Annotated in this window: 19 protein-coding genes; 7 read left to right on the top strand and 12 right to left on the bottom strand. The window is 63.8% G+C overall.

Features of this window, described 5'->3' with window-relative positions:
* A complete protein-coding gene (locus tag ABSY17_RS05905) occupies positions 1–720 on the bottom strand; it encodes a winged helix-turn-helix domain-containing protein (protein ID WP_378947915.1) in 720 nt (239 codons plus the stop codon).
* Between the two features lie 202 nt (positions 721–922).
* Here ABSY17_RS05905 and ABSY17_RS05900 point away from each other — a divergent pair, with 202 nt between their 5' ends.
* A complete protein-coding gene (locus tag ABSY17_RS05900) occupies positions 923–1,696 on the top strand; it encodes a response regulator (protein WP_378947912.1) in 774 nt (257 codons plus the stop codon).
* 117 nt (positions 1,697–1,813) lie between these two features.
* On the top strand, positions 1,814–3,901 hold the full coding sequence (locus ABSY17_RS05895; RefSeq protein WP_378947909.1) for a PAS domain S-box protein: 2,088 nt from the start codon (positions 1,814–1,816) through the stop codon (positions 3,899–3,901).
* Between the two features lie 23 nt (positions 3,902–3,924).
* Here the strand turns inward: ABSY17_RS05895 and ABSY17_RS05890 are convergent, their stop codons facing one another.
* The 6 genes from ABSY17_RS05890 to ABSY17_RS05865 form a co-directional block, all read right to left on the bottom strand.
* On the bottom strand, positions 3,925–5,130 hold the full coding sequence (locus ABSY17_RS05890; protein ID WP_378947906.1) for an epoxide hydrolase family protein: 1,206 nt from the start codon (positions 5,128–5,130) through the stop codon (positions 3,925–3,927).
* Between the two features lie 41 nt (positions 5,131–5,171).
* A complete protein-coding gene (locus ABSY17_RS05885) occupies positions 5,172–5,945 on the bottom strand; it encodes a glucose 1-dehydrogenase (protein ID WP_378947904.1) in 774 nt (257 codons plus the stop codon).
* Positions 5,946–6,122: 177 nt separating this feature from the next.
* A complete protein-coding gene (locus ABSY17_RS05880) occupies positions 6,123–6,524 on the bottom strand; it encodes a hypothetical protein (protein WP_378947901.1) in 402 nt (133 codons plus the stop codon).
* A 326-nt stretch (positions 6,525–6,850) separates the two neighbouring features.
* Positions 6,851–7,150 carry a GNAT family N-acetyltransferase gene (locus tag ABSY17_RS05875; RefSeq protein WP_378947898.1) on the bottom strand — a complete coding sequence of 100 codons (300 nt, stop codon included), beginning with the start codon at positions 7,148–7,150 and terminating at the stop codon, positions 6,851–6,853.
* Positions 7,147–7,767 carry an alpha/beta hydrolase gene (locus tag ABSY17_RS05870; RefSeq protein ID WP_378947895.1) on the bottom strand — a complete coding sequence of 207 codons (621 nt, stop codon included), beginning with the start codon at positions 7,765–7,767 and terminating at the stop codon, positions 7,147–7,149. The genes ABSY17_RS05875 and ABSY17_RS05870 overlap by 4 nt, the downstream gene beginning before the upstream one ends.
* Positions 7,768–7,776: 9 nt before the next feature.
* The gene (locus ABSY17_RS05865; protein WP_378947892.1) at positions 7,777–8,709 is read right to left on the bottom strand and encodes a VOC family protein; all 933 of its coding nucleotides are present in this window, start codon (positions 8,707–8,709) and stop codon (positions 7,777–7,779) included.
* Positions 8,710–8,937: 228 nt separating this feature from the next.
* Here ABSY17_RS05865 and ABSY17_RS05860 point away from each other — a divergent pair, with 228 nt between their 5' ends.
* On the top strand, positions 8,938–10,494 hold the full coding sequence (locus ABSY17_RS05860) for an alkaline phosphatase family protein (protein WP_378952450.1): 1,557 nt from the start codon (positions 8,938–8,940) through the stop codon (positions 10,492–10,494).
* 53 nt (positions 10,495–10,547) lie between these two features.
* On the opposite strand, the gene ABSY17_RS05855 is transcribed toward ABSY17_RS05860, so the two are convergent.
* Positions 10,548–11,441, bottom strand: a complete 894-nt coding sequence (locus ABSY17_RS05855) for a PRC-barrel domain-containing protein (RefSeq protein ID WP_378947890.1) — start codon at positions 11,439–11,441, stop codon at positions 10,548–10,550.
* A gap of 437 nt (positions 11,442–11,878) precedes the next feature.
* On the opposite strand from ABSY17_RS05855, the gene ABSY17_RS05850 reads away from it, so the two are divergent.
* The gene (locus ABSY17_RS05850; RefSeq protein ID WP_378947887.1) at positions 11,879–13,327 is read left to right on the top strand and encodes a sensor histidine kinase; all 1,449 of its coding nucleotides are present in this window, start codon (positions 11,879–11,881) and stop codon (positions 13,325–13,327) included.
* A gap of 3 nt (positions 13,328–13,330) precedes the next feature.
* Here ABSY17_RS05850 and ABSY17_RS05845 read toward each other — a convergent pair whose 3' ends face one another.
* A complete protein-coding gene (locus ABSY17_RS05845; protein ID WP_378947884.1) occupies positions 13,331–13,795 on the bottom strand; it encodes a hypothetical protein in 465 nt (154 codons plus the stop codon).
* Positions 13,796–13,817: 22 nt separating this feature from the next.
* Positions 13,818–14,147 carry a YqjD family protein gene (locus ABSY17_RS05840; protein ID WP_378947881.1) on the bottom strand — a complete coding sequence of 110 codons (330 nt, stop codon included), beginning with the start codon at positions 14,145–14,147 and terminating at the stop codon, positions 13,818–13,820.
* Positions 14,148–14,172: 25 nt separating this feature from the next.
* Here ABSY17_RS05840 and ABSY17_RS05835 point away from each other — a divergent pair, with 25 nt between their 5' ends.
* Positions 14,173–14,829, top strand: coding sequence for a hypothetical protein (locus ABSY17_RS05835; protein WP_378947878.1), 657 nt, complete (start codon positions 14,173–14,175; stop codon positions 14,827–14,829).
* On the opposite strand, the gene ABSY17_RS05830 is transcribed toward ABSY17_RS05835, so the two are convergent.
* Together ABSY17_RS05830 and ABSY17_RS05825 are read right to left on the bottom strand one after the other, a co-directional pair.
* Positions 14,815–15,363 (bottom strand): sigma-70 family RNA polymerase sigma factor, encoded by a 549-nt coding sequence (locus ABSY17_RS05830; protein WP_378947875.1) that lies wholly within the window; start codon positions 15,361–15,363, stop codon positions 14,815–14,817. The two genes, ABSY17_RS05835 and ABSY17_RS05830, sit on opposite strands and share 15 nt — an antisense overlap.
* A 6-nt stretch (positions 15,364–15,369) precedes the next feature.
* Positions 15,370–15,567, bottom strand: coding sequence for a NepR family anti-sigma factor (locus ABSY17_RS05825; protein ID WP_378947872.1), 198 nt, complete (start codon positions 15,565–15,567; stop codon positions 15,370–15,372).
* Between the two features lie 218 nt (positions 15,568–15,785).
* On the opposite strand from ABSY17_RS05825, the gene ABSY17_RS05820 reads away from it, so the two are divergent.
* Together ABSY17_RS05820 and ABSY17_RS05815 are read left to right on the top strand one after the other, a co-directional pair.
* Positions 15,786–16,580 (top strand): response regulator, encoded by a 795-nt coding sequence (locus ABSY17_RS05820; RefSeq protein WP_378947870.1) that lies wholly within the window; start codon positions 15,786–15,788, stop codon positions 16,578–16,580.
* Positions 16,581–16,656: 76 nt separating this feature from the next.
* On the top strand, positions 16,657–16,824 hold the full coding sequence (locus tag ABSY17_RS05815; RefSeq protein WP_378947867.1) for a DUF1328 domain-containing protein: 168 nt from the start codon (positions 16,657–16,659) through the stop codon (positions 16,822–16,824).
* The last annotated feature ends 127 nt before the right edge of the window (positions 16,825–16,951 follow it).

Below are 16,951 nucleotides of genomic sequence, written 5' to 3'. Positions count from 1 at the left end.
CTAGCCTTTGTCGCTGGGATTGGCGGAAGCGCCGTTTCCCGATGCCATCGCCGGCGGGTCGAACCGATAGCCGGAGCCTCGAATCGTGATGATGCTCTCGGTGTCGAGCTTGCGGCGCAGGCGCACGATGCGCGAGTCGATGGAGCGGTCGAAGGCATCGGCACTTTCGGCCGGCGCCGCCGCCATGATGTCATCGCGCGTCAGCACTTTCCTTGGCTGCGACAAGAACAGTTTGAGCAATGCGATCTGCCCGGGCGAAAGCTGCTCTTCGTCGCCCGAGGCATGCATCACCAGCGCCGAGCGCAGGTCGACGGTCGAATTCTCCAGCACCACAAGTTCCTGCGCGCCGCGTCCCCGGCGCATCAGGAGGCCGCCGATGCGCGCGGCGAGCTCCCTCACATTGAGAGGGCTCTCCACGACATCGGCGGCACCCAATTCGAGCGCCAGCACCTTGTCGACCAGCTCCGTCGGCCGGCAGATCAGGATGAAGTCCGGCCCAGCATCGCCGCCGAAGCTGCGCAACAATTCGCGTCCCTGGGCCGGCGTCAATCCGTCGCCGACCACCACGACGTCGATACCCCCAGCCGAAAGCAGCGGCCCGGCCTCCCACGGCCGGTGCGCCATGCGCAAGTCATGGCCGCGCCGGTCGAGATGATCGGCAAGGTCGGAGGCAACCACCTCCGCTATGGCAACGAGCGCTACGACCGATCTTGCAGCCATTTTTCTATCCGCAGGTTCGAAAACAACGCGATCATCGCCTGCCGGGGCGGCCTGGTCGGCGCCTACAGGGGCAAGAAGATGCCGCGAGATGCGCTTGGCCGGGGATGGGTCCCCAGTCCGCGCTCCCAAAGCCTCTAGCCGCCGCCCCTGACAAGGTGCTGTGCCATTAGCAACTGCCCATGCAAAATGATCACTGGACATCATGTTTATACCCAATCTACTTTCCGCCGATAGCGGAGGCGAGACCAAACTGCGCGCTCGGATAGTCATTGTCGAAGATGAGCCCGATTTAAGGGATGCCGTCGCCGAGTATCTCGGCGCGAACGGCTTCGACGTGACTGCACTCGAGAGCGCCGCCGCGCTTCGTGCCCTGATCGAGACCGAACAGTTCCATCTTGCAATCCTGGACATCGCCATGCCCGGCGAAGACGGCCTGTCGCTCGGTCGCTGGCTGCGCTCCAGGATGCCGATCGGCATCATCTACGCCACGGCAGCCGGCACCGCTCTCGACCGTATTGTCGGGCTCGAGATCGGCGCCGACGACTACATGGTCAAGCCCTACGAACTGCGCGAGCTTCTGGCGCGCGTGCGCAGCGTCATCCGGCGCGTTCCGCAGCCGGGGAACCTGAAGCAATCCCCGGTCGCCGGGCAGCCGCAGCGCCGCACCATCGCCTTCGGTGCCTTCCAGGCCGACCTCGACGGCCGCCTCGTCACCAGGGGCGGCGCCGTCGTCGACATGGCCAAGAGCGAATTCGACATGCTCGAGGTTTTCCTGACCCGGCCCAACCGCCTGCTCAGCCGCGCCATCATTTCGGAGGCGATCGGCTTTTCCGAAGAACCCGAATCCTCGCGCGCCGTCGACATCCGCATCATGCGACTGCGGAAGAAGATCGAGGACGACCCGGCGAACCCTAAATTTTTGCGCACCGTGCGCGGAGAAGGCTATATCTTCTCCCTGCCAGGCAGCGAAGGCTAGGGCCTGACCCCGGCAATCGGAAAGGATCATGCACAAATTCAAAGTGCTACAGCGTCCTTTGCGCGTCCTGAACGACGCGCGGCGCTGTAGCGACGCTCCAGCCCTTCAGGAACCGCGATGGCTTTGTTGACCGACCCGCGCACCGACACTGCGTCGGCCACGCACAGTCCCACCGTCGTGGCGGGGCAGATAGTGCGTCGCCTGCGCCATTCCGAGCATTGGCAGCAGGACATCGACGAGATCCTGGAATCCTTTGCCCGTGCGTTCGCCGGTCATCGCACCGTCCTTTTCAGGCTGCGTGACGTCCCCGGCCAGGGTTTTGCGCAATCGATCTCCGCCTATTGGGTGGATCCCAGGATCGACGAGATCGCCGCACCGCCGACGACGATCAACCAGGCGATCGTCGATTCCGATCCGCTGCTCGGACGCCTCGCCGAGGAAGGCCGGCAGGGCAAGATTTTCGTTGGCCGCACGCGCGACCTCAGCGGCTATCTGCGCGCCGATTTCGAGCGTCAGCACATCAAGTCGTTCCTGTCGGTTGCCATCTCGGCGCACGGCCATCTCTGGGGCACGCTCGCCGTCAACGACTGCATCAACGAACGCAACTGGACCGACGACGAGATCGCAGCACTCGAAATCATCGCCTCGGCGCTGGGCGACGCCATCGAGCGGTCGCTGGCGGAACACCATGTCAGCGAAGTCATCCGCCGCACCATGCTGCAGGCGTCGCTGGACGCCATTCTGGTGGTCGACGAGACCGGCTCGATCATCGAGTTCAATCCTGCCGCCGAAAAGATGTTCGGCTGGTCGCGCGAGGATATCCTCGGCAAGGACATGCTCGATACGGTGATCCCGACCTACTACCGCAAGGGCTATTCCAACGGCGCCGAATACATGGCCGGACGTGGTTCGCCGATGATCGGCCACCGGCTGGAGACGGTGACCCAGAATTCGACCGGCGAAATCATTCCGATCGAACTAACCGCCAACGAGATGCGGCTGGCCGACCGGCGGCTCTTCCTCGGCTCGATCCGCGACCTGCGCGAAAAGCATCGCGCCGAAGAAGAGATCAACCGCCAGCGCGAGAAGCTGCACCAGAACGAGAAGATGGCGGCGATGGGCTCGCTGCTGGCCGGCGTGTCGCACGAACTCAACAATCCGCTCGCCGTCGTCGTCGCCCAGTCGACGCTGCTGCATGAATTCGCGCCAGACCCCCAGACCAAGCTCCGCGCCGAAAAGGTGCGGGCGGCGGCCGAACGCTGCGGCCGTATCGTCAAGAGTTTCCTCGGCATGGTCCGCCTCCACCCCACGATGCGGTCCGAGACAGACCTCAACCACGTCGTCCGCGCAGCGCTCGAAGTCACCGCCTATGGCGCGCGATCGACGGGTATCAGCATCGACACCGACTTCGCCGCCGAGCGGCTGATGGTCATGGCCGACGCCGACCATCTGACCCAGGTGGTAGCCAACTTCCTGGTCAACAGCCAGCACGCGCTGGCGAGCGTCAGCGGCGAGCGGCTGATCAAGGTCAGGACCTACCGCAATGCCGACGGCAGCAGCGGCTTCTCGGTGGAGGACAGCGGCCACGGCATCGCCGACAACGTCCGCCACCGCATCTTCGAATCCTATTTCACCACCAAGCCGATTGGCGTCGGCACCGGCATCGGACTGTCCATCTCGAAGTCCATCGTCGACCGCCATGGCGGCAGGATCTGGTTCGAAGCCGTCGAGCCGCGCGGCGCGCGCTTCAATGTCGAGCTGCCGCCCATGAACGATCGCCGGGAATCGGCGACCGAAGCCGCGCCGAAATCAAATGGGCTGCGCCACGCCCTCATCATCGACGACGAACCCGATGTCGCCGGCTCGCTGTCGGACATCCTCGAATTGATGGGGGTGAAGGCGCGCGTCGTCTCCAACTGGACCTCTGCTGCCGCTTCGCTCGGCAAGCAGCCCGTCGACATCGTCTTCTCGGACCTGCGAATGCCCGACCGCAGCGGCATCACCATCTTTCGCGATATCGTTGCCGAGCACCCCGACATGGCGGAACGCTTCGTGCTCGTCACCGGCGACCTGATCGGCGCCAAGGCCGAGATCGAGCAGCTGCCGCGCAATCTCAAGCCGCATATCCTCGAAAAGCCGTTCAGCACCTTCGATGTGCGCAGCGCACTAAGCGCCGTCAGCGAGCGGGTGGCCGGCGAAGATTGAGGCTCAGGCCGCCCAGCGTCGCATCATCGCGTGCCTTTCAGTTCGCGGAAGAAGCTCCGCACGTCTTCGACGAACGGCCCGGGGTGCTCCATGGCAGCAAAGTGCCCGCCTTGCGGCATCTCCGTCCACCTGATCATGTTGGGGTATTGCCTGGTGGTCCAAGACCGCGGGGGACGCACCACTTCCTTCGGATAGCGGGCGTGAGCGGTGGGCACATGGACAACCGGGGCTGGAGTTCCATCGGGGCCGAGCGGCCGCACCGGCCGCCCGAAGCCGGTGAATTCGTAGTAGAGGCGCATCGACGAATTGATGGTCTGGGTCACCCAGTAAATGGTGATGTTGGTCAGCAACTGATCCTTGGTGTAGCTGCGCTCGACATCGCCCTCGCAGTCGGACCAGGTGCGGAACTTTTCGACGATCCACCCCGCCAGCCCGGCGGGCGAGTCGTTGAGCCCATAGGCGGCCGTCTGCGGTTTGCTGGCTTGTATAGCTTGGTAGCCAGATTCCGAGGTCCTGAAGCGCAGGCTCGCGCTGACGTCGTCTTGCTCGGCCGGCGTCAGACCTTTCATGATGTCCGTCGGGTCGGGAGGCGACGTCATCAACGTGCCCATCATCAGGTTGAGATGGATACCGATCAGCTTGTCGGCAGCTTGCGACCCCAGGAACGTTGTAATCACCGCGCCCCAATCGCCCCCCTGAGCCGCATAGCGCTCGTATTCCAGCCGCTCCATGAGTTTCGCAAAGGTCGCCGCCATCTCCTGCGGCCCGAAACCCTTGCGTTGTGTCGGCCCCGAGAAGCCGTATCCAGGCAGCGATGGTGCGATCACATGGAATGCGTCCTTGGGATTTCCGCCGTGGCTGCGCGGGTCGGAGAGCGGCCCCAGCACATCAAGGAACTCGGCCACAGATCCGGGCCAGCCATGCGAGATCAACAGAGGCGTCGCATCCGGCTCGGGTGAGCGTATGTGGTAGAAGTGGAGCCTCTGACCGTCGATTTCAGTCATGTATTGTGGGAAGGCATTGAGCCGCGCCTCCGCCTTTCGCCAGTCGAATTCACTGCGCCAGTATTCGCACAGCTCCCTGAGGTAGCCCGACTCGGTGCCGTATTCCCAACCGGCATCGGGCAGCTGATCCGGCCACCTCGTATTCGCTAGCCGCGCCCGCAGGTCCTTCAGTACCGCTTCGTCCACGTCTACGCGGAACGGTTCGATCGCCGATTGCGAAGTCATCTCTTCCCCTCCCCCTCAACTCCCCCTCCCGAGGGTGGCACCTACTGCGCCGTATAGCCGCCGTCGATAACCAGTTCGCTGCCGGTGACGAAGCTCGACTCGTCCGAGGCCAGGTAGAGTACGCCATAGGCGATGTCGTCGGGCTCGCCGACGCGGCCGAGCGGCGTCAGTTCGATCGCCTTGTTGCCCTGACCGCTGGCCGCCAGCTTGTCGAGCGCGCCCGAAGACATCGGCGTGCGGATCCAGCCGGGGCAAACCGAATTGACGCGAATGCCGTAGCGCTCCTTGGCGCAATGCAGCGCCGCCGACTTGGTGAACAGCTTCACCCCGCCCTTGCTTGCGACATAGGCCGCCGTCGAGGGGCTGCCGACCAGGCCCATGGTCGAGGAGAAGTTGACGATCGAGCCGCCCTTGCCCGTCTTGCGAATTGCCTCGATGCCATACTTGGTGCCGAGAAACACGCCCTCCATGTTGACGGCCATCACCTTGCGCCAGTCGTCGAGGCTGAGATCCTCGACGCTGCCGAAGGGCGCACCGACGCCGGCATTGTTGACCACGATGTGCAGCCCGCCGAATGTTTCCACGGTCTCGGCCATGACGCTCTTCCAGCCGTCTTCGGAGGCCACGTCGTGCCTGACGAACAGACTGCGGCCGCCCGCCGCCGCAATCGCGTCCGCCACGGCCTGCCCCTTTTCAACCTGGAGATCGCTGACGACGACGGCGGCGCCCTCGCGGGCAAGCAGCCGCGCAGTGGCCTCGCCCATGCCCGACGCTGCTCCGGTGACGATGGCGATTTTTCCTGCGACGCGGCCCATGCTGAATTCTCCTTGGCTAGCAGCACAAGGTCGCGCCCGAAATGCCGCAGGGGCATCGTCCCAAGGGACTATCCGTGAAGCTGGACTTCAGACAAAAAAATCCCCGCAGCCGAAGCCGCGGGGCGAATTGCGCGCTGGAGGAATTCGGTGCGCGGCAGGGAACCGTCGGCGTGATGCCTAGAAGATGTTCGGGGTGGTGTGCAGCGGCTCGGCGCTGGCGATCAGCCGCACCTTGGCGCCGCGCATGCCGCTTTCCTTGGCGATGGCCAATAGGCAGGCTTCGTTCTCGGCGCCCCAGGCCTGGCCCTGGCAGGCGATGTCGGTTTCCGACAAGCGGTCGGTCTTTTCGGTGGCGCGGGCGCCTTCGGCCGTGCGCAGCGGCGTGCCCATGGAGGCGAAGGCCGGGCCGCTGGTCGGCACCAGTGCCATCGAGGCAAGCGAGACGAACACGAGCACACTGAACATCGCCATCGGGTGCTCGTTCGCGCGCTGGCGGATTGCGAGGCGCGGGCGGCGATAGACGCGCGGACGCGGCTGGAACTGGCTTTCGAATTCAGTGACCTGCTTGGAGCCGGACATCGGTTGCGCCTTTTTCGAAATAGTTCGTTATTCTGTTAATACGAACCTATCCGCGCTTTGTAACCATCCGATGTTGATCAGCGCAGCCTAATGAAACAAACCGATATCAACATAAACGGTCACCAAACTAGACGACTCTGTCACAAAATACGTATTTTCGGCCATCCAAACGGCAAGGTGCGCCGGAACAGGAGTTACCAGCGATCAGCTCTCGTAACGGTAAGTCTCCCAGCACGCCTTGCGCAGAAAACGAAAAAAACGAAAGTGCCGATGCGGCGTCCAGCATCGGCCCTTCCGCGATTCATGCCTAAGTAGCGCTTGGACGCTCAGGCCTTCAGCACATCAGCCCATTCGGGATGACGGCGAAACTGGGCTGCTGCAAAAGGGCACAGCGGGATGATCTTCTTGCCCGCCGCGCGTGCATCCTCAACCGCGCGGGTCACCAGCCTCAGCCCCGCGCCCTGGCCGCGAAAAGCGTCAGGCACCTCGGTGTGGTCGATGATGAACAGCTTCTCGCTGACATTGCTGTAAGTCATCTCGGCTTCGGCCCCGCCGGGTCCGCGGATCACGTAGCGCCCCTTGGAGCCGTGGTCCTCGATCTCGATTGCTGCCAGTTCTTCGGTCATTTTCCCTGCTCCGTGCCGGCGAAGAAACGCTTCATCGCCTCGATTTCCTGCGGCCGCACCTCGTGGCCGCCCTCATGCCATTCCAGCCTGACGTTGGCGCCGGCATCACGCAAATAGGCGTCGAGCCGGCTCGTCATGTCAGGCGGGCAGATCGGATCGCGCCGGCCCGCCGTGATCAGCACGCGCCGCCCTTCGAGGCTGCCCTTGATGTCGGGCGCGAACGGGATCAGCGGGTGCATCAGCGCCACCGCATCGAACAGGTCCGGCGCAGCAAACAGCACCGAGGCCAAAATGTTGGCGCCATTCGAGTAGCCGAGCGCAAACACCTCGGACGGATTTGCCGCCTCGACCTGTGCCTTGACGAAGCCCGCCATCTTGGCAGTCGCCCGGGCCAGGTCGTCCATGTCGTAGACGCCCTCGCCGGTACGGCGAAAGAAGCGTGCGGAACCCATTTCGGAAACGTCGCCGCGCGGCGCAATGATCGTCGCCCCAGGCACCAGGTCGCGGGCGAAGCCCAGCAGCTGGTTTTCGTCGCCGCCGGTGCCGTGCAGGGCAAAGACCAGCGGGCTGCCCGGCTCCCCGGGCAGCAGCTTATGAATGTAGGCGTCCTTGCTCATTGGTCCTCCTCAGTCGCCCAGCGGCTGCAGGTTCTGTTCGAGATAGCCACGCAGATGCGCGTGCTGTTTCGGCAGCTTCAGCGCCTCACCGAGATGGGCGGTATCCTCGTCGCGGTCGAAGCCGGGTTCGTTGGTCGCCACCTCGAACAGCACGCCCCCCGGCGTGCGGAAATAGATCGCCCAGAAATAGTCGCGATCGATGACCGGTGTCACCTGATAGCCCGTGTCCATCAGCGCCTTGCGCACCTCCAACTGCTTGGCCCGGTTCTCCACCGCAAAGGCGATGTGATGCACCGACCCGGCGCCGAGTCCGGCAAAGGATGCGCCCGGCAGCGTCTCGATGTCGATGTAGTCGGCGCCGTTGCCATCCTTCACCGCCAGCCGCTTGACGTTGCCCGACGTGTCGACTTCCTCATAGCCCATGAACTTCAGCAATTCCTCGGTCGCCCCGCCGTCACGCAGCCGGAGCGAGGCCGAATGAAAGCCGCGGATCGCCTCGTCGGCGGCAACGCCGCCCTTGACCCAGGGCGCACGCGTGTCACCCTTGGCCTCGACCAGCGCAAAGCCATCGGCGTCGGGACCGGCGAAGGAAAGCCGCTTCTCGCCGAACTTCTCGTCACGGGCGAGCCCGCTCACGCCTTGGTCGGCGAAGCGCTTTTCCCAGAAGGCCAGCGTGCCCTCAGGCACCGAAAACACCGTGGTGCCAACCTCGCCGACGCCCGGACGGCCCTTGCCGATATTGGGGAACGGGAAATAGGTCATCACCGAGCCTGGCGTGCCCACTTCGTCAGCGTAGTAGAGGTGATAAACGTCAGGCGCGTCGAAATTGACCGTCTTCTTGACCCGGCGCAGGCCGAGCTTGTGGGTGAAGAACCTGTTGTTCTCAGCCGCATCCCCAGCCATCGACGTGACGTGATGCAGGCCCTTGATCTGATCGAGCATGATCTTGCTCCCTTCTGTCGCCGCGGCCCCTGCCGCTCTGTTGGGGTGAATATGGGCGCATCGATTGTCCGGGCATAGGGGCCGGTCGCAGAATGGTCAGTTCTCATTTAGTGAACAATGAATGCGACGATGTTCACACTTTCTGGCATGGTCGGCATTTCGGCAAAGGCGCTTGCACCGCCCTCCGAATCTGGCTTCCCTGCCGGAAATCACGAATTGGGGGCAAGCGTGGCGAAGAACGGCGGACGACCAAACATCCTGCTCATCACCTGCGACCAGTGGCGCGGCGACAGCCTGTCGGCCGTCGGCCATCCGGCGGTGAAGACGCCGAACACCGACGCGCTCGCCCACGAGGGCGTGCTGTTTGCCCGCCACTATGCCGGGGCAGCCCCGTGCTCGCCGGCGCGGGCGTGCCTGTACACGGGCCTGCACCAGATGAACAACCGCGTCTGCCGCAACGGCACGCCGCTCGACGATCGCCACGACAACATCGCCCGCGCCGCGCGGCGTGTCGGCTACGACCCGACGCTGTTCGGCTATACCGACGTGTCGCCCGATCCGCGCCACCGCGCACCAGGCGATCCGTTCCTGCGAAGCTATGAGGGCGTGCTGCCGGGCTTCACCACCCGCCAACTCCTGCCCGAGCACCAGAAGGCGTGGCTGTCGTGGCTCGCCCAACGCGGCGTCGATTCCAGCGCGGGCTTCCCCGACATCCACCGCCCCGCCGATGCCGATGCTCCAGAGGTGAGCCCGGCCGTGCCTGTCTATTCCAAGGACGAGTCACCGGCCGCCTTCCTCACCGGCGAATTCCTGCGCTGGCTCGGCGAGCAGGACAAGGACGAGCCCTGGTTCGCCCATGTCTCGTTCCTGAGCCCGCACCCGCCCTTCATCGTGCCGGAGCCGTTCAACACGATGTACGACCCGGCGGAAGGCCCGGCCTATGCGCGTGCGGAAAGCTGGGACGCCGAGGCGGCAAGCCATCCCTTCCTCGCTTACCATCTCGCCCACCACCAGAAGAAATCGAGCTTCATCCCGGGTGCTGCTGGCAAGGTGGGCGACTGGAGCGAGGACGAGTTCCGCCGCATCCGCGCGCTTTATTACGGCATGATCTCCGAGGTCGATTCCCAGCTGGGCCGCATCTGGCAAGGCATCAGGGATGCCGGTGCGTGGGACGACACCATCGTCATCCTCACCTCCGACCACGCGGAAATGATGGGCGACCATTTCATGCTCGGCAAGGGCGGCTGGTTCGACGGCAGCTACCACATCCCGCTCGTCATCAAGGCCCCCGGCAACGAGGGCACGGCCGGCCGCACCGTCGAGCATTTCACCCAGGCCGTAGACATCATGCCGACGCTCATCGACCTCATTGGCGCAGCGCCGCAGCCGCATCTCGACGGGCAGTCGCTGAAGCCGTTCCTCGATGGCAACGAACCCCGTGGCTGGCGAGACGCCGCGCATTGGGAATACGACTTCCGCTCGGTGACGGAGGGCGAAGCCGAGCATCATTTTGGCCTCGACTCTCGATCCTTGAACCTCTCGGTCGTCCGCACCGAGACGGTCAAATATGTCCATTTCGGCGGCGGCCTGCCGCCGCTGCTTTACGACCTCGTCAACGACCCCGGCGAGACACGCAACCTGGCCAACGATCCCGCTTGGTTGCCGGTCAGGCTCGAGTTTGCTGAGCGGCTTCTCGCCTGGCGCGCCCGGCATCTCGACCAGTCGCTCGCCCTGTCCGAACTGGGCGACGGCGGCGCTGCCGGCCATTTCGCCCGCCTGCCATAAACGAAAAGGGCCCACGGTCGTCGCGGGCCCTTCAATGTGGCAAGCTGCCAAATCTAGCGGACGATGATAAGCCGCTGTTCATCGCGCTTTGCGCCCCAGCTGCCTGCGTCATAGGCCGGCTGCTCCTTGAGCTGTTCCTTGGTGAAATTGGTGTAGAGATACCTGTTGCCCTCGGCGTCGATCATGAAAGCAAGATTGTCGCCGCCGACAGCCACCTTTTTCACGCCCATGCCGAGGAAGCCGCCGACGTCGACCACATAGGCGTCGACCTTACCGTCGGCAGTCAGGAGAATGTCGCCAATCTTGCCGATATCGGAATCGTCGGCGCCATAGACCTTGGTGCCAATCATGTCCTCAGCGCGCAGTTCGGCGCCCGGCAGCGCCTTGAGCGTTGATTTGTCGATTGCCCCGGTCGTGGTCTTGTCGGTGGTCATGCTGTCGGGTGTCGCCGGAGCTTGCGCCGTCTGATCAGACGATGGCGTCAACGCCTTGGTTGCTGCAGTCGTAGCGGGCGCTGGATCGTAGGCACGGCGGTCGAATTCGGGCAACGCCTGCAATTGCTCCTTGGTCATCGCCATCACCAGCCAGCGGTCACCGTTCTTCTCGGCCAGGTCCAGATCCTCGTAGGGCAGCGCGACGTTCTTCTCGCCGATACCAAGGAAGCCGCCGAGCCCGATGACCAGCTGATCTACGGTGCCGTCGGAGGCAAGCACGATGTCGTTGACGATGCCGATATTCTCGGCGTCATCCGCCGTGCCGTTGTAGACTTTCTTGCCGATGATGCTGGTGGCGAGGAATCCATCGGCATGGGGGATGACCTCGGGTGCGACCGGCGTGACTTCGGCTGGCGAAGCAGCCGGCGCGGGAGCGGTCGTGTTCTGGGCGTAAGCGGTGGCCGTCATCAGCAGCGCAGCAACGGCGGTCGTAGCCAAGAGATTACGGGTCATGATCAACTCTCCTCATGCGTGTTTTCATGCATGCCGCGCCCGGACCGGTCGTCTTCAGGAAAGGTCCGGTGCGGCCTTCCACGGGGTCACAACGTCGTAATCCGGTCATGGTTCCGATCTTTCTGATCCTTTGCTTGCCTGCTTTCCGCCCTCGAAGAGATTTCACTACTGCCTGCGTCAAATCGAACTTTCCATATTGTTCAAATACTTGCTGCCAAACGGCAAGCGCTTGGCTGTGAACCAGACCCGTCATCTCGACGTGGAACCAGGCTCCCGCCTACCCCTCTGCGGGAGCCAACATGAGGGCACACACCCGGACAGGCAGGCCGGGGCCTCCGCCATGGCAAACGCTCGTTTGCTCGGGCTAGCGAAAGGACTACGCCATGGCGGCTTTTCAACTTGGCGCAGCGAGGCTAGTCTTGCCCTAGGGGCCGCAAGTGCGCGAACGCGAAGCGAACAGGACGGATATGGTTGGCGATGCAGGGATCGCCAGAGGTGACGTCACGCCTGTCTTGAGGGCGCCCACGTCCAGCGGCCAGGTGGACCCTGATTTCGACCGTCTCGTGCGTCTCGCCGCTGCGGCGACGGACGCGCCGGCAGCAATCCTCGCAATGATCGACGCAAGAGGGCGATGGAGCGTCCAGGCACAATTCGGCATCGATGCCGCGCAAGCAGCCGCTGCACTTTCCGGCAAGGGACTGGCCGCGCTTGCCGTCCGCGCTGATGTGAACATCGCCGTGCATGGCCAGACGCTCGGAACGCTCTCCGTGCTCTACCCCAGCGAAGCTCCTGCGCCAGCCCCGGAACGGATCGCGCGGCTGGAAGACGTCGCCGCACTCGCGGCGACCGTGCTGGCCTTGCGCGACCGCTCGCAGGCCGGCGCCCGCGCCGAAGCCGCCCTTGTGCATGCCGAAACGCGCCGCGCCCTGGCACTTGAGGCGGCTGCGCTGGCGAGCTGGGTCTGGAACCCGCGCAGCGGCGTCATCGAGTGCGATGCCTTCCTGCCTCAGTTGTTCAATCTCCCCCCGGCAACCAGGGTGAGGGCGCGCGACATCGCCGCGGCGATCGACCGACGCGACATCGGCAGGACACGCAGGCTTTTTCAGGAAGCGCTACACGGAAGCGACGACTATTCGGGCGAATACAGGGTCCGCGGTTCCGAACCGCCGCGCTGGCTCGCCGCACGTGGACGCGTCGTCGAACGCGATGCGGCGGGCAGGCCGACACTGGTTTTCGGCGTCAACTACGACATCACCGAGCGCCGCACCGCTGAAGAGAGCCAGCGCTTCCTCCTGCGCGAGCTCAATCACCGCGTCAAGAATACGCTTGCCACCGTTCAGGCGCTGGCCTCCCAGACGGTGCGGCATGCAAGCGACCCCCACCAGTTCCTCGATGCGTTCAGCCAGCGGCTCAGGGCGCTTGGCGTTGCCCACGGACTTTTGTCCGAACATGAGTGGCGCGGCATCGGCATCCGTGAGCTCGCGCGGCAGGAACTGACGCCGTTCGACGAGACTGACGCGCCCCGCATCTCGATCACCGGCCCGGATGTACGGCTCACCCCCGACCAGGCGCTCGGCCTGGCGCTCGTCCTGCACGAACTCGCCAGCAACGCACTCAAATATGGCGCGCTCTCCGTGCCGCAGGGAAAGGTCTCCCTGTCCTGGAGCATCCGAAGCGGCAAGGGCGAGAAGCGGCTCGTGCTGAAGTGGGCGGAAAGCGGCGGCCCCAAGGTCTCGCCGCCCGAGCATCACGGTTTTGGCTCGATCCTCATCCGCCGCAGCCTCGCCAAGGTCATCTCGAGCGAGGTCAGACACGAATATCTGCCTGCTGGCGTGCGCGCCGAGATCTCGATGCCCTTGGAAGGGGCGCCTGATCACAACCCGTAGCGGCTACTCGCCGGAGACGCCGTCGTCGCCATCATCCGGATCATCCGGCCTGCGATTTTCACGATAGATCTGATACGCGACAAGTGCGATCACCGGCCCGAGCAAGGCGCCGATGCCACCCTTGCTGCGAAGCAAAGCCGGCACCGCAGCCATGGCCGCAGCCGTGCCGAGCGTTGCCAGATCGGCCTTGCGCTGCCGTTTCTCCTCGCGCGCCCGCGCCCGTCCGGCCAGCTTGTGGACCAGCAGGATCAGTCCCGCAACGACAAGGAAGCCGCCGCCGAAGCTCAGTGCGGCCTCGACATGACCGAATTTCCGCGCCGCCCACACATAGGCAGCACCGACGAGGAACCCAATCCCGCAAATCCCGAAGATCGTGGCAGCCAGATAGGCGGTTGCAGCCCGCCGGGTTCGCCGAACGGCGAGTCCCGCCTCGCTGGTGGCGATGGAGGCAAACAGTGATGCGAGCATGGGGTCCCCTGGCGTATGTCAGTTACCGGCGCAGCAGCAGCGCAGCGAAGAAGCCCACGCCAGCGGCGATGGCAAGCGAGGTGACCGGCTTTTCCCTGACGGTTGCCAGCAGTTGTTCTTCCATATCTTTGGCATTGGCGCGCATCGCCTCGATGGCGGCTTCGCCCTGGATCTTCAATTGATCGGCGCCCTGGGCCGCCGCCCGCCGCGCGGTGCCGTAGCCGTGCTGGCCAGTCGTCGCCAGCTGCGCCGTAAGCTTTTCCAGGTCCGATTTCAGCTGCTTGATGTCGGCCTCAAGGTCAGTGGCTGTCTTGCTGCCGTTGCCGGTCTTTCCTACCGCGGTTGCCGCCATCTCGATACTCCTTGTCGATTGAGAGGTGACAACGCCCCATTGTCCACTCGGTTCCTTCGATACAACAACCATCGCCGACCATCAGGCGTTTTGCCAGCCCGCCTGCCTGGAAATCTGCAGGCTTGGTGACCAGGCAAGCGAGATGCTTGCTTGTCCAGGGCTGAAAACGATTGTTTTCGCGAGGGCGTACCAGTCGGACGAGATGGTGTTAAGATGTCAATTGTGGCTGCCCTCGATGTGCAGCCTCACTCCCCGCGTCGACCGCATGTTCGCCTCGCTTGTAATGGAGTTTCGAGACGTGCCTGCACCGCTTTCCGGAGTACGAATATTGCTGCTCGAAGACGAGGCGCTGATCGCGCTCGATGTCGAGCAGCTTTGCCGGGACAATGGTGCCGAAGACGTCGTCGTCGCCAGCAGCCTCAGCGAGGTTGGAAGCATCCCCGCCGCATATGACGCGGCCATCCTCGATGTGATGGTCGGAGGCGAACCAACCCTCGATTTCGCCCGCGCCCTTGCCACGCGGCAAATCCCGTTCGTGTTCGCCTCGGGATACGACGACGTGAGCGCGATGTCGGCGGCATTTCCGGAAGTTGCCATCGTCAGGAAGCCCTATGCGGGACCTGATCTGGTCGATGCTGTCGCCGCAAGCCTTGGCAAAGGCGCGCTATCAGGTGATGTTTGATCCCATCACCTGCGCAGCGATCGCATCGGGCCCGTAGTCGGCCTCTCCGGCAATGTCCAGGATTTCCTGCAGCCGGTTGCGGGCACGGCTCACGCGGCTTTTGATCGTGCCCACCGCGCAGCAGCAGATTTCCGCCGCCTCCTCATAGGAGAAGCCGGAAGCGCCGATCAGGATGATCGCCTCGCGCTGATCCTCGGGCAGTTGTTCCAATGCCCGGCGGAAGTCTTCCAGGTCAAGTCGGCCAGGCTGGCTCGGATGCACGGCCAGCCGCGCGGTCATGACGCCGTCGCTGTCCTGCACCTCGCGCCCGCGCTTGCGCATCTGCGAATAGAACTCGTTGCGCAGGATGGTGAACAGCCACGCCTTCAGGTTGGTGCCGGGCTGAAAGCTCGCCTGCTTGTCCCAGGCCTTGACCAGCGTTTCCTGCACCAGATCGTCGGCCCTGTCGGCATTTTGCGACAGCGACATGGCAAATGCGCGCAGCCCGGGAATGGCCGCGAGCAGGTCGCCCTTGAAGCCAGTGGAGGCTGCCATGCGTGTTCAGTCCTTCTGCTGTACAGGTTCGGCTTCTTCCAGCCTGCTAAGCAACTGGGCGAAGCGATCCGGCACCTCGTCGGACACCAGCTCATCATAGTATTGCTTCAGTTTGCGGCCGATTTCAGAATTTGCCCCCAGAGGCTCGCCGTCGTTGAGGCGGCTCTGCTTGGCGCTGACGGCGCCAGTTCTCTGCCTTGTCATATGCTTGTATGCCCTTTTCCCCGTCTCCGGCGTGCTGCCCTCAAGACGACGGCGCGCAACTGCCTCATTCGGTCTCCCGAATTTTGCACAAAACTCGCCAGAAGCGGATAGGTTCCATCGAAAAGGAACTTTTGCACCCGCCAAGCGTTATGAGGGTTCTGCAAGTAGTGCGTGCCGCTTCAAATTCTTGAAATATCGGAAGAGGGAGACGTCAAATCATGACTATTTCCACCAGAATCGCCCCGCACCTGCCTTATCTGCGCCGTTTCTCGCGCGCAGTCTCGGGTTCTCAGGCAAGCGGCGACGCGTTGGTGGCTGCGATGCTTGAGGCGCTCATTGAAAACATCGATGTATTCCCCAAGGCCTCGAGCGACCGCATCGCCCTCTACAAGGTATTTGCACGGCTGTTCACCTCGGTTTCGATCCGCGTGCCCCAGGAAGCGTCGGCGCTGGCCTGGGAAAAGCGTGCTGCGGCCAACCTGTCGGCTGTGGCGCCAAGGGCGCGCCAGGCCTTCCTGCTTGTCGCGGTCGAAGGATTCAGCGACCAGCAGGCCGCCGAAATCCTCGATGCCAGCGACGCGGAATTCGCCGAACTGCTGCAGGAAGCGAGCAACGAAATTTCGCGCCAGGTGGCGACCGACATCCTCATCATCGAGGACGAACCGTTGATTGCCATGGACATCGAGGAGATGGTCGAGAGCCTCGGCCACCGGGTCGTCGGCACTGCGCGCACGCGCGCCGAGGCCACCGCCCTGTTCCAGAAGACGAAGCCCAAGATGATTTTGGCGGACATCCAGTTGGCCGATGGAAGCTCCGGCATCGACGCCGTCAACGAAATGCTGTCGTCGGCGCCACTGCCGGTCATCTTCATCACCGCCTTCCCCGAGCGCCTGCTGACGGGCGAACGCCCCGAGCCGGCATTCCTCGTCACCAAGCCGTTCAACCCCGACATGGTCAAGGCGCTGATAAGTCAGGCCTTGTTCTTTGACAGGCAGGCGAAAGCCGCGGCATAGGTGCCTATCGAAGCCGCCTCACGGAACCAACCGCGGGGCGCCACGTTTTTCATTCGTCATTTGAAGGAGATAGACCATGCTCTACTGGGCGCTCGTATTTCTCGTAGTTGCAATCATTGCAGGTGCGTTGGGCTTCGGCGGCATCGCCGGAACCTCCGCCGGCATCGCGCAGATCCTGTTCTTCATCTTCCTGGCGTTCCTCGTCATCTCGCTCGTCGCGGGCCTGTTCAGGCGCGCGTCATGACGCCGGCAACATGAAGAATGAACCCGAGACTGGAAGCCGGCCCCCTCAGTCGGAATCCAGCGCCGCCGGGTAGCGCTCTCTGATCGGGCGTTGCCCGGCGGTCCCATATCGGAAGGCGCCCGCGGTC

This window comes from Mesorhizobium sp. ANAO-SY3R2, from assembly GCF_042466635.1.
Classification (GTDB): domain Bacteria; phylum Pseudomonadota; class Alphaproteobacteria; order Rhizobiales; family Rhizobiaceae; genus Aminobacter.
The sequence above is the reverse complement of the archived record's forward strand: the minus strand, read 5'-3'. Positions and strand labels throughout refer to the sequence as shown.

Excerpts from the sequence above, each read along its gene's own strand:
- ABSY17_RS05905 (WP_378947915.1), bottom strand. The coding sequence starts at position 720 with ATGGCTGCAAGATCGGTCGTAGCGCTCGTTGCCATAGCGGAGGTGGTT.
- ABSY17_RS05900 (WP_378947912.1), top strand. The coding sequence starts at position 923 with ATGTTTATACCCAATCTACTTTCCGCCGATAGCGGAGGCGAGACCAAA.
- ABSY17_RS05895 (WP_378947909.1), top strand. The coding sequence starts at position 1,814 with ATGGCTTTGTTGACCGACCCGCGCACCGACACTGCGTCGGCCACGCAC.
- ABSY17_RS05890 (WP_378947906.1), bottom strand. The coding sequence starts at position 5,130 with ATGACTTCGCAATCGGCGATCGAACCGTTCCGCGTAGACGTGGACGAA.
- ABSY17_RS05885 (WP_378947904.1), bottom strand. The coding sequence starts at position 5,945 with ATGGGCCGCGTCGCAGGAAAAATCGCCATCGTCACCGGAGCAGCGTCG.
- ABSY17_RS05880 (WP_378947901.1), bottom strand. The coding sequence starts at position 6,524 with ATGTCCGGCTCCAAGCAGGTCACTGAATTCGAAAGCCAGTTCCAGCCG.
- ABSY17_RS05875 (WP_378947898.1), bottom strand. The coding sequence starts at position 7,150 with ATGACCGAAGAACTGGCAGCAATCGAGATCGAGGACCACGGCTCCAAG.
- ABSY17_RS05870 (WP_378947895.1), bottom strand. The coding sequence starts at position 7,767 with ATGAGCAAGGACGCCTACATTCATAAGCTGCTGCCCGGGGAGCCGGGC.
- ABSY17_RS05865 (WP_378947892.1), bottom strand. The coding sequence starts at position 8,709 with ATGCTCGATCAGATCAAGGGCCTGCATCACGTCACGTCGATGGCTGGG.
- ABSY17_RS05855 (WP_378947890.1), bottom strand. The coding sequence starts at position 11,441 with ATGACCCGTAATCTCTTGGCTACGACCGCCGTTGCTGCGCTGCTGATG.
- ABSY17_RS05845 (WP_378947884.1), bottom strand. The coding sequence starts at position 13,795 with ATGCTCGCATCACTGTTTGCCTCCATCGCCACCAGCGAGGCGGGACTC.
- ABSY17_RS05840 (WP_378947881.1), bottom strand. The coding sequence starts at position 14,147 with ATGGCGGCAACCGCGGTAGGAAAGACCGGCAACGGCAGCAAGACAGCC.
- ABSY17_RS05830 (WP_378947875.1), bottom strand. The coding sequence starts at position 15,363 with ATGGCAGCCTCCACTGGCTTCAAGGGCGACCTGCTCGCGGCCATTCCC.
- ABSY17_RS05825 (WP_378947872.1), bottom strand. The coding sequence starts at position 15,567 with ATGACAAGGCAGAGAACTGGCGCCGTCAGCGCCAAGCAGAGCCGCCTC.
- ABSY17_RS05820 (WP_378947870.1), top strand. The coding sequence starts at position 15,786 with ATGACTATTTCCACCAGAATCGCCCCGCACCTGCCTTATCTGCGCCGT.
- ABSY17_RS05815 (WP_378947867.1), top strand. The coding sequence starts at position 16,657 with ATGCTCTACTGGGCGCTCGTATTTCTCGTAGTTGCAATCATTGCAGGT.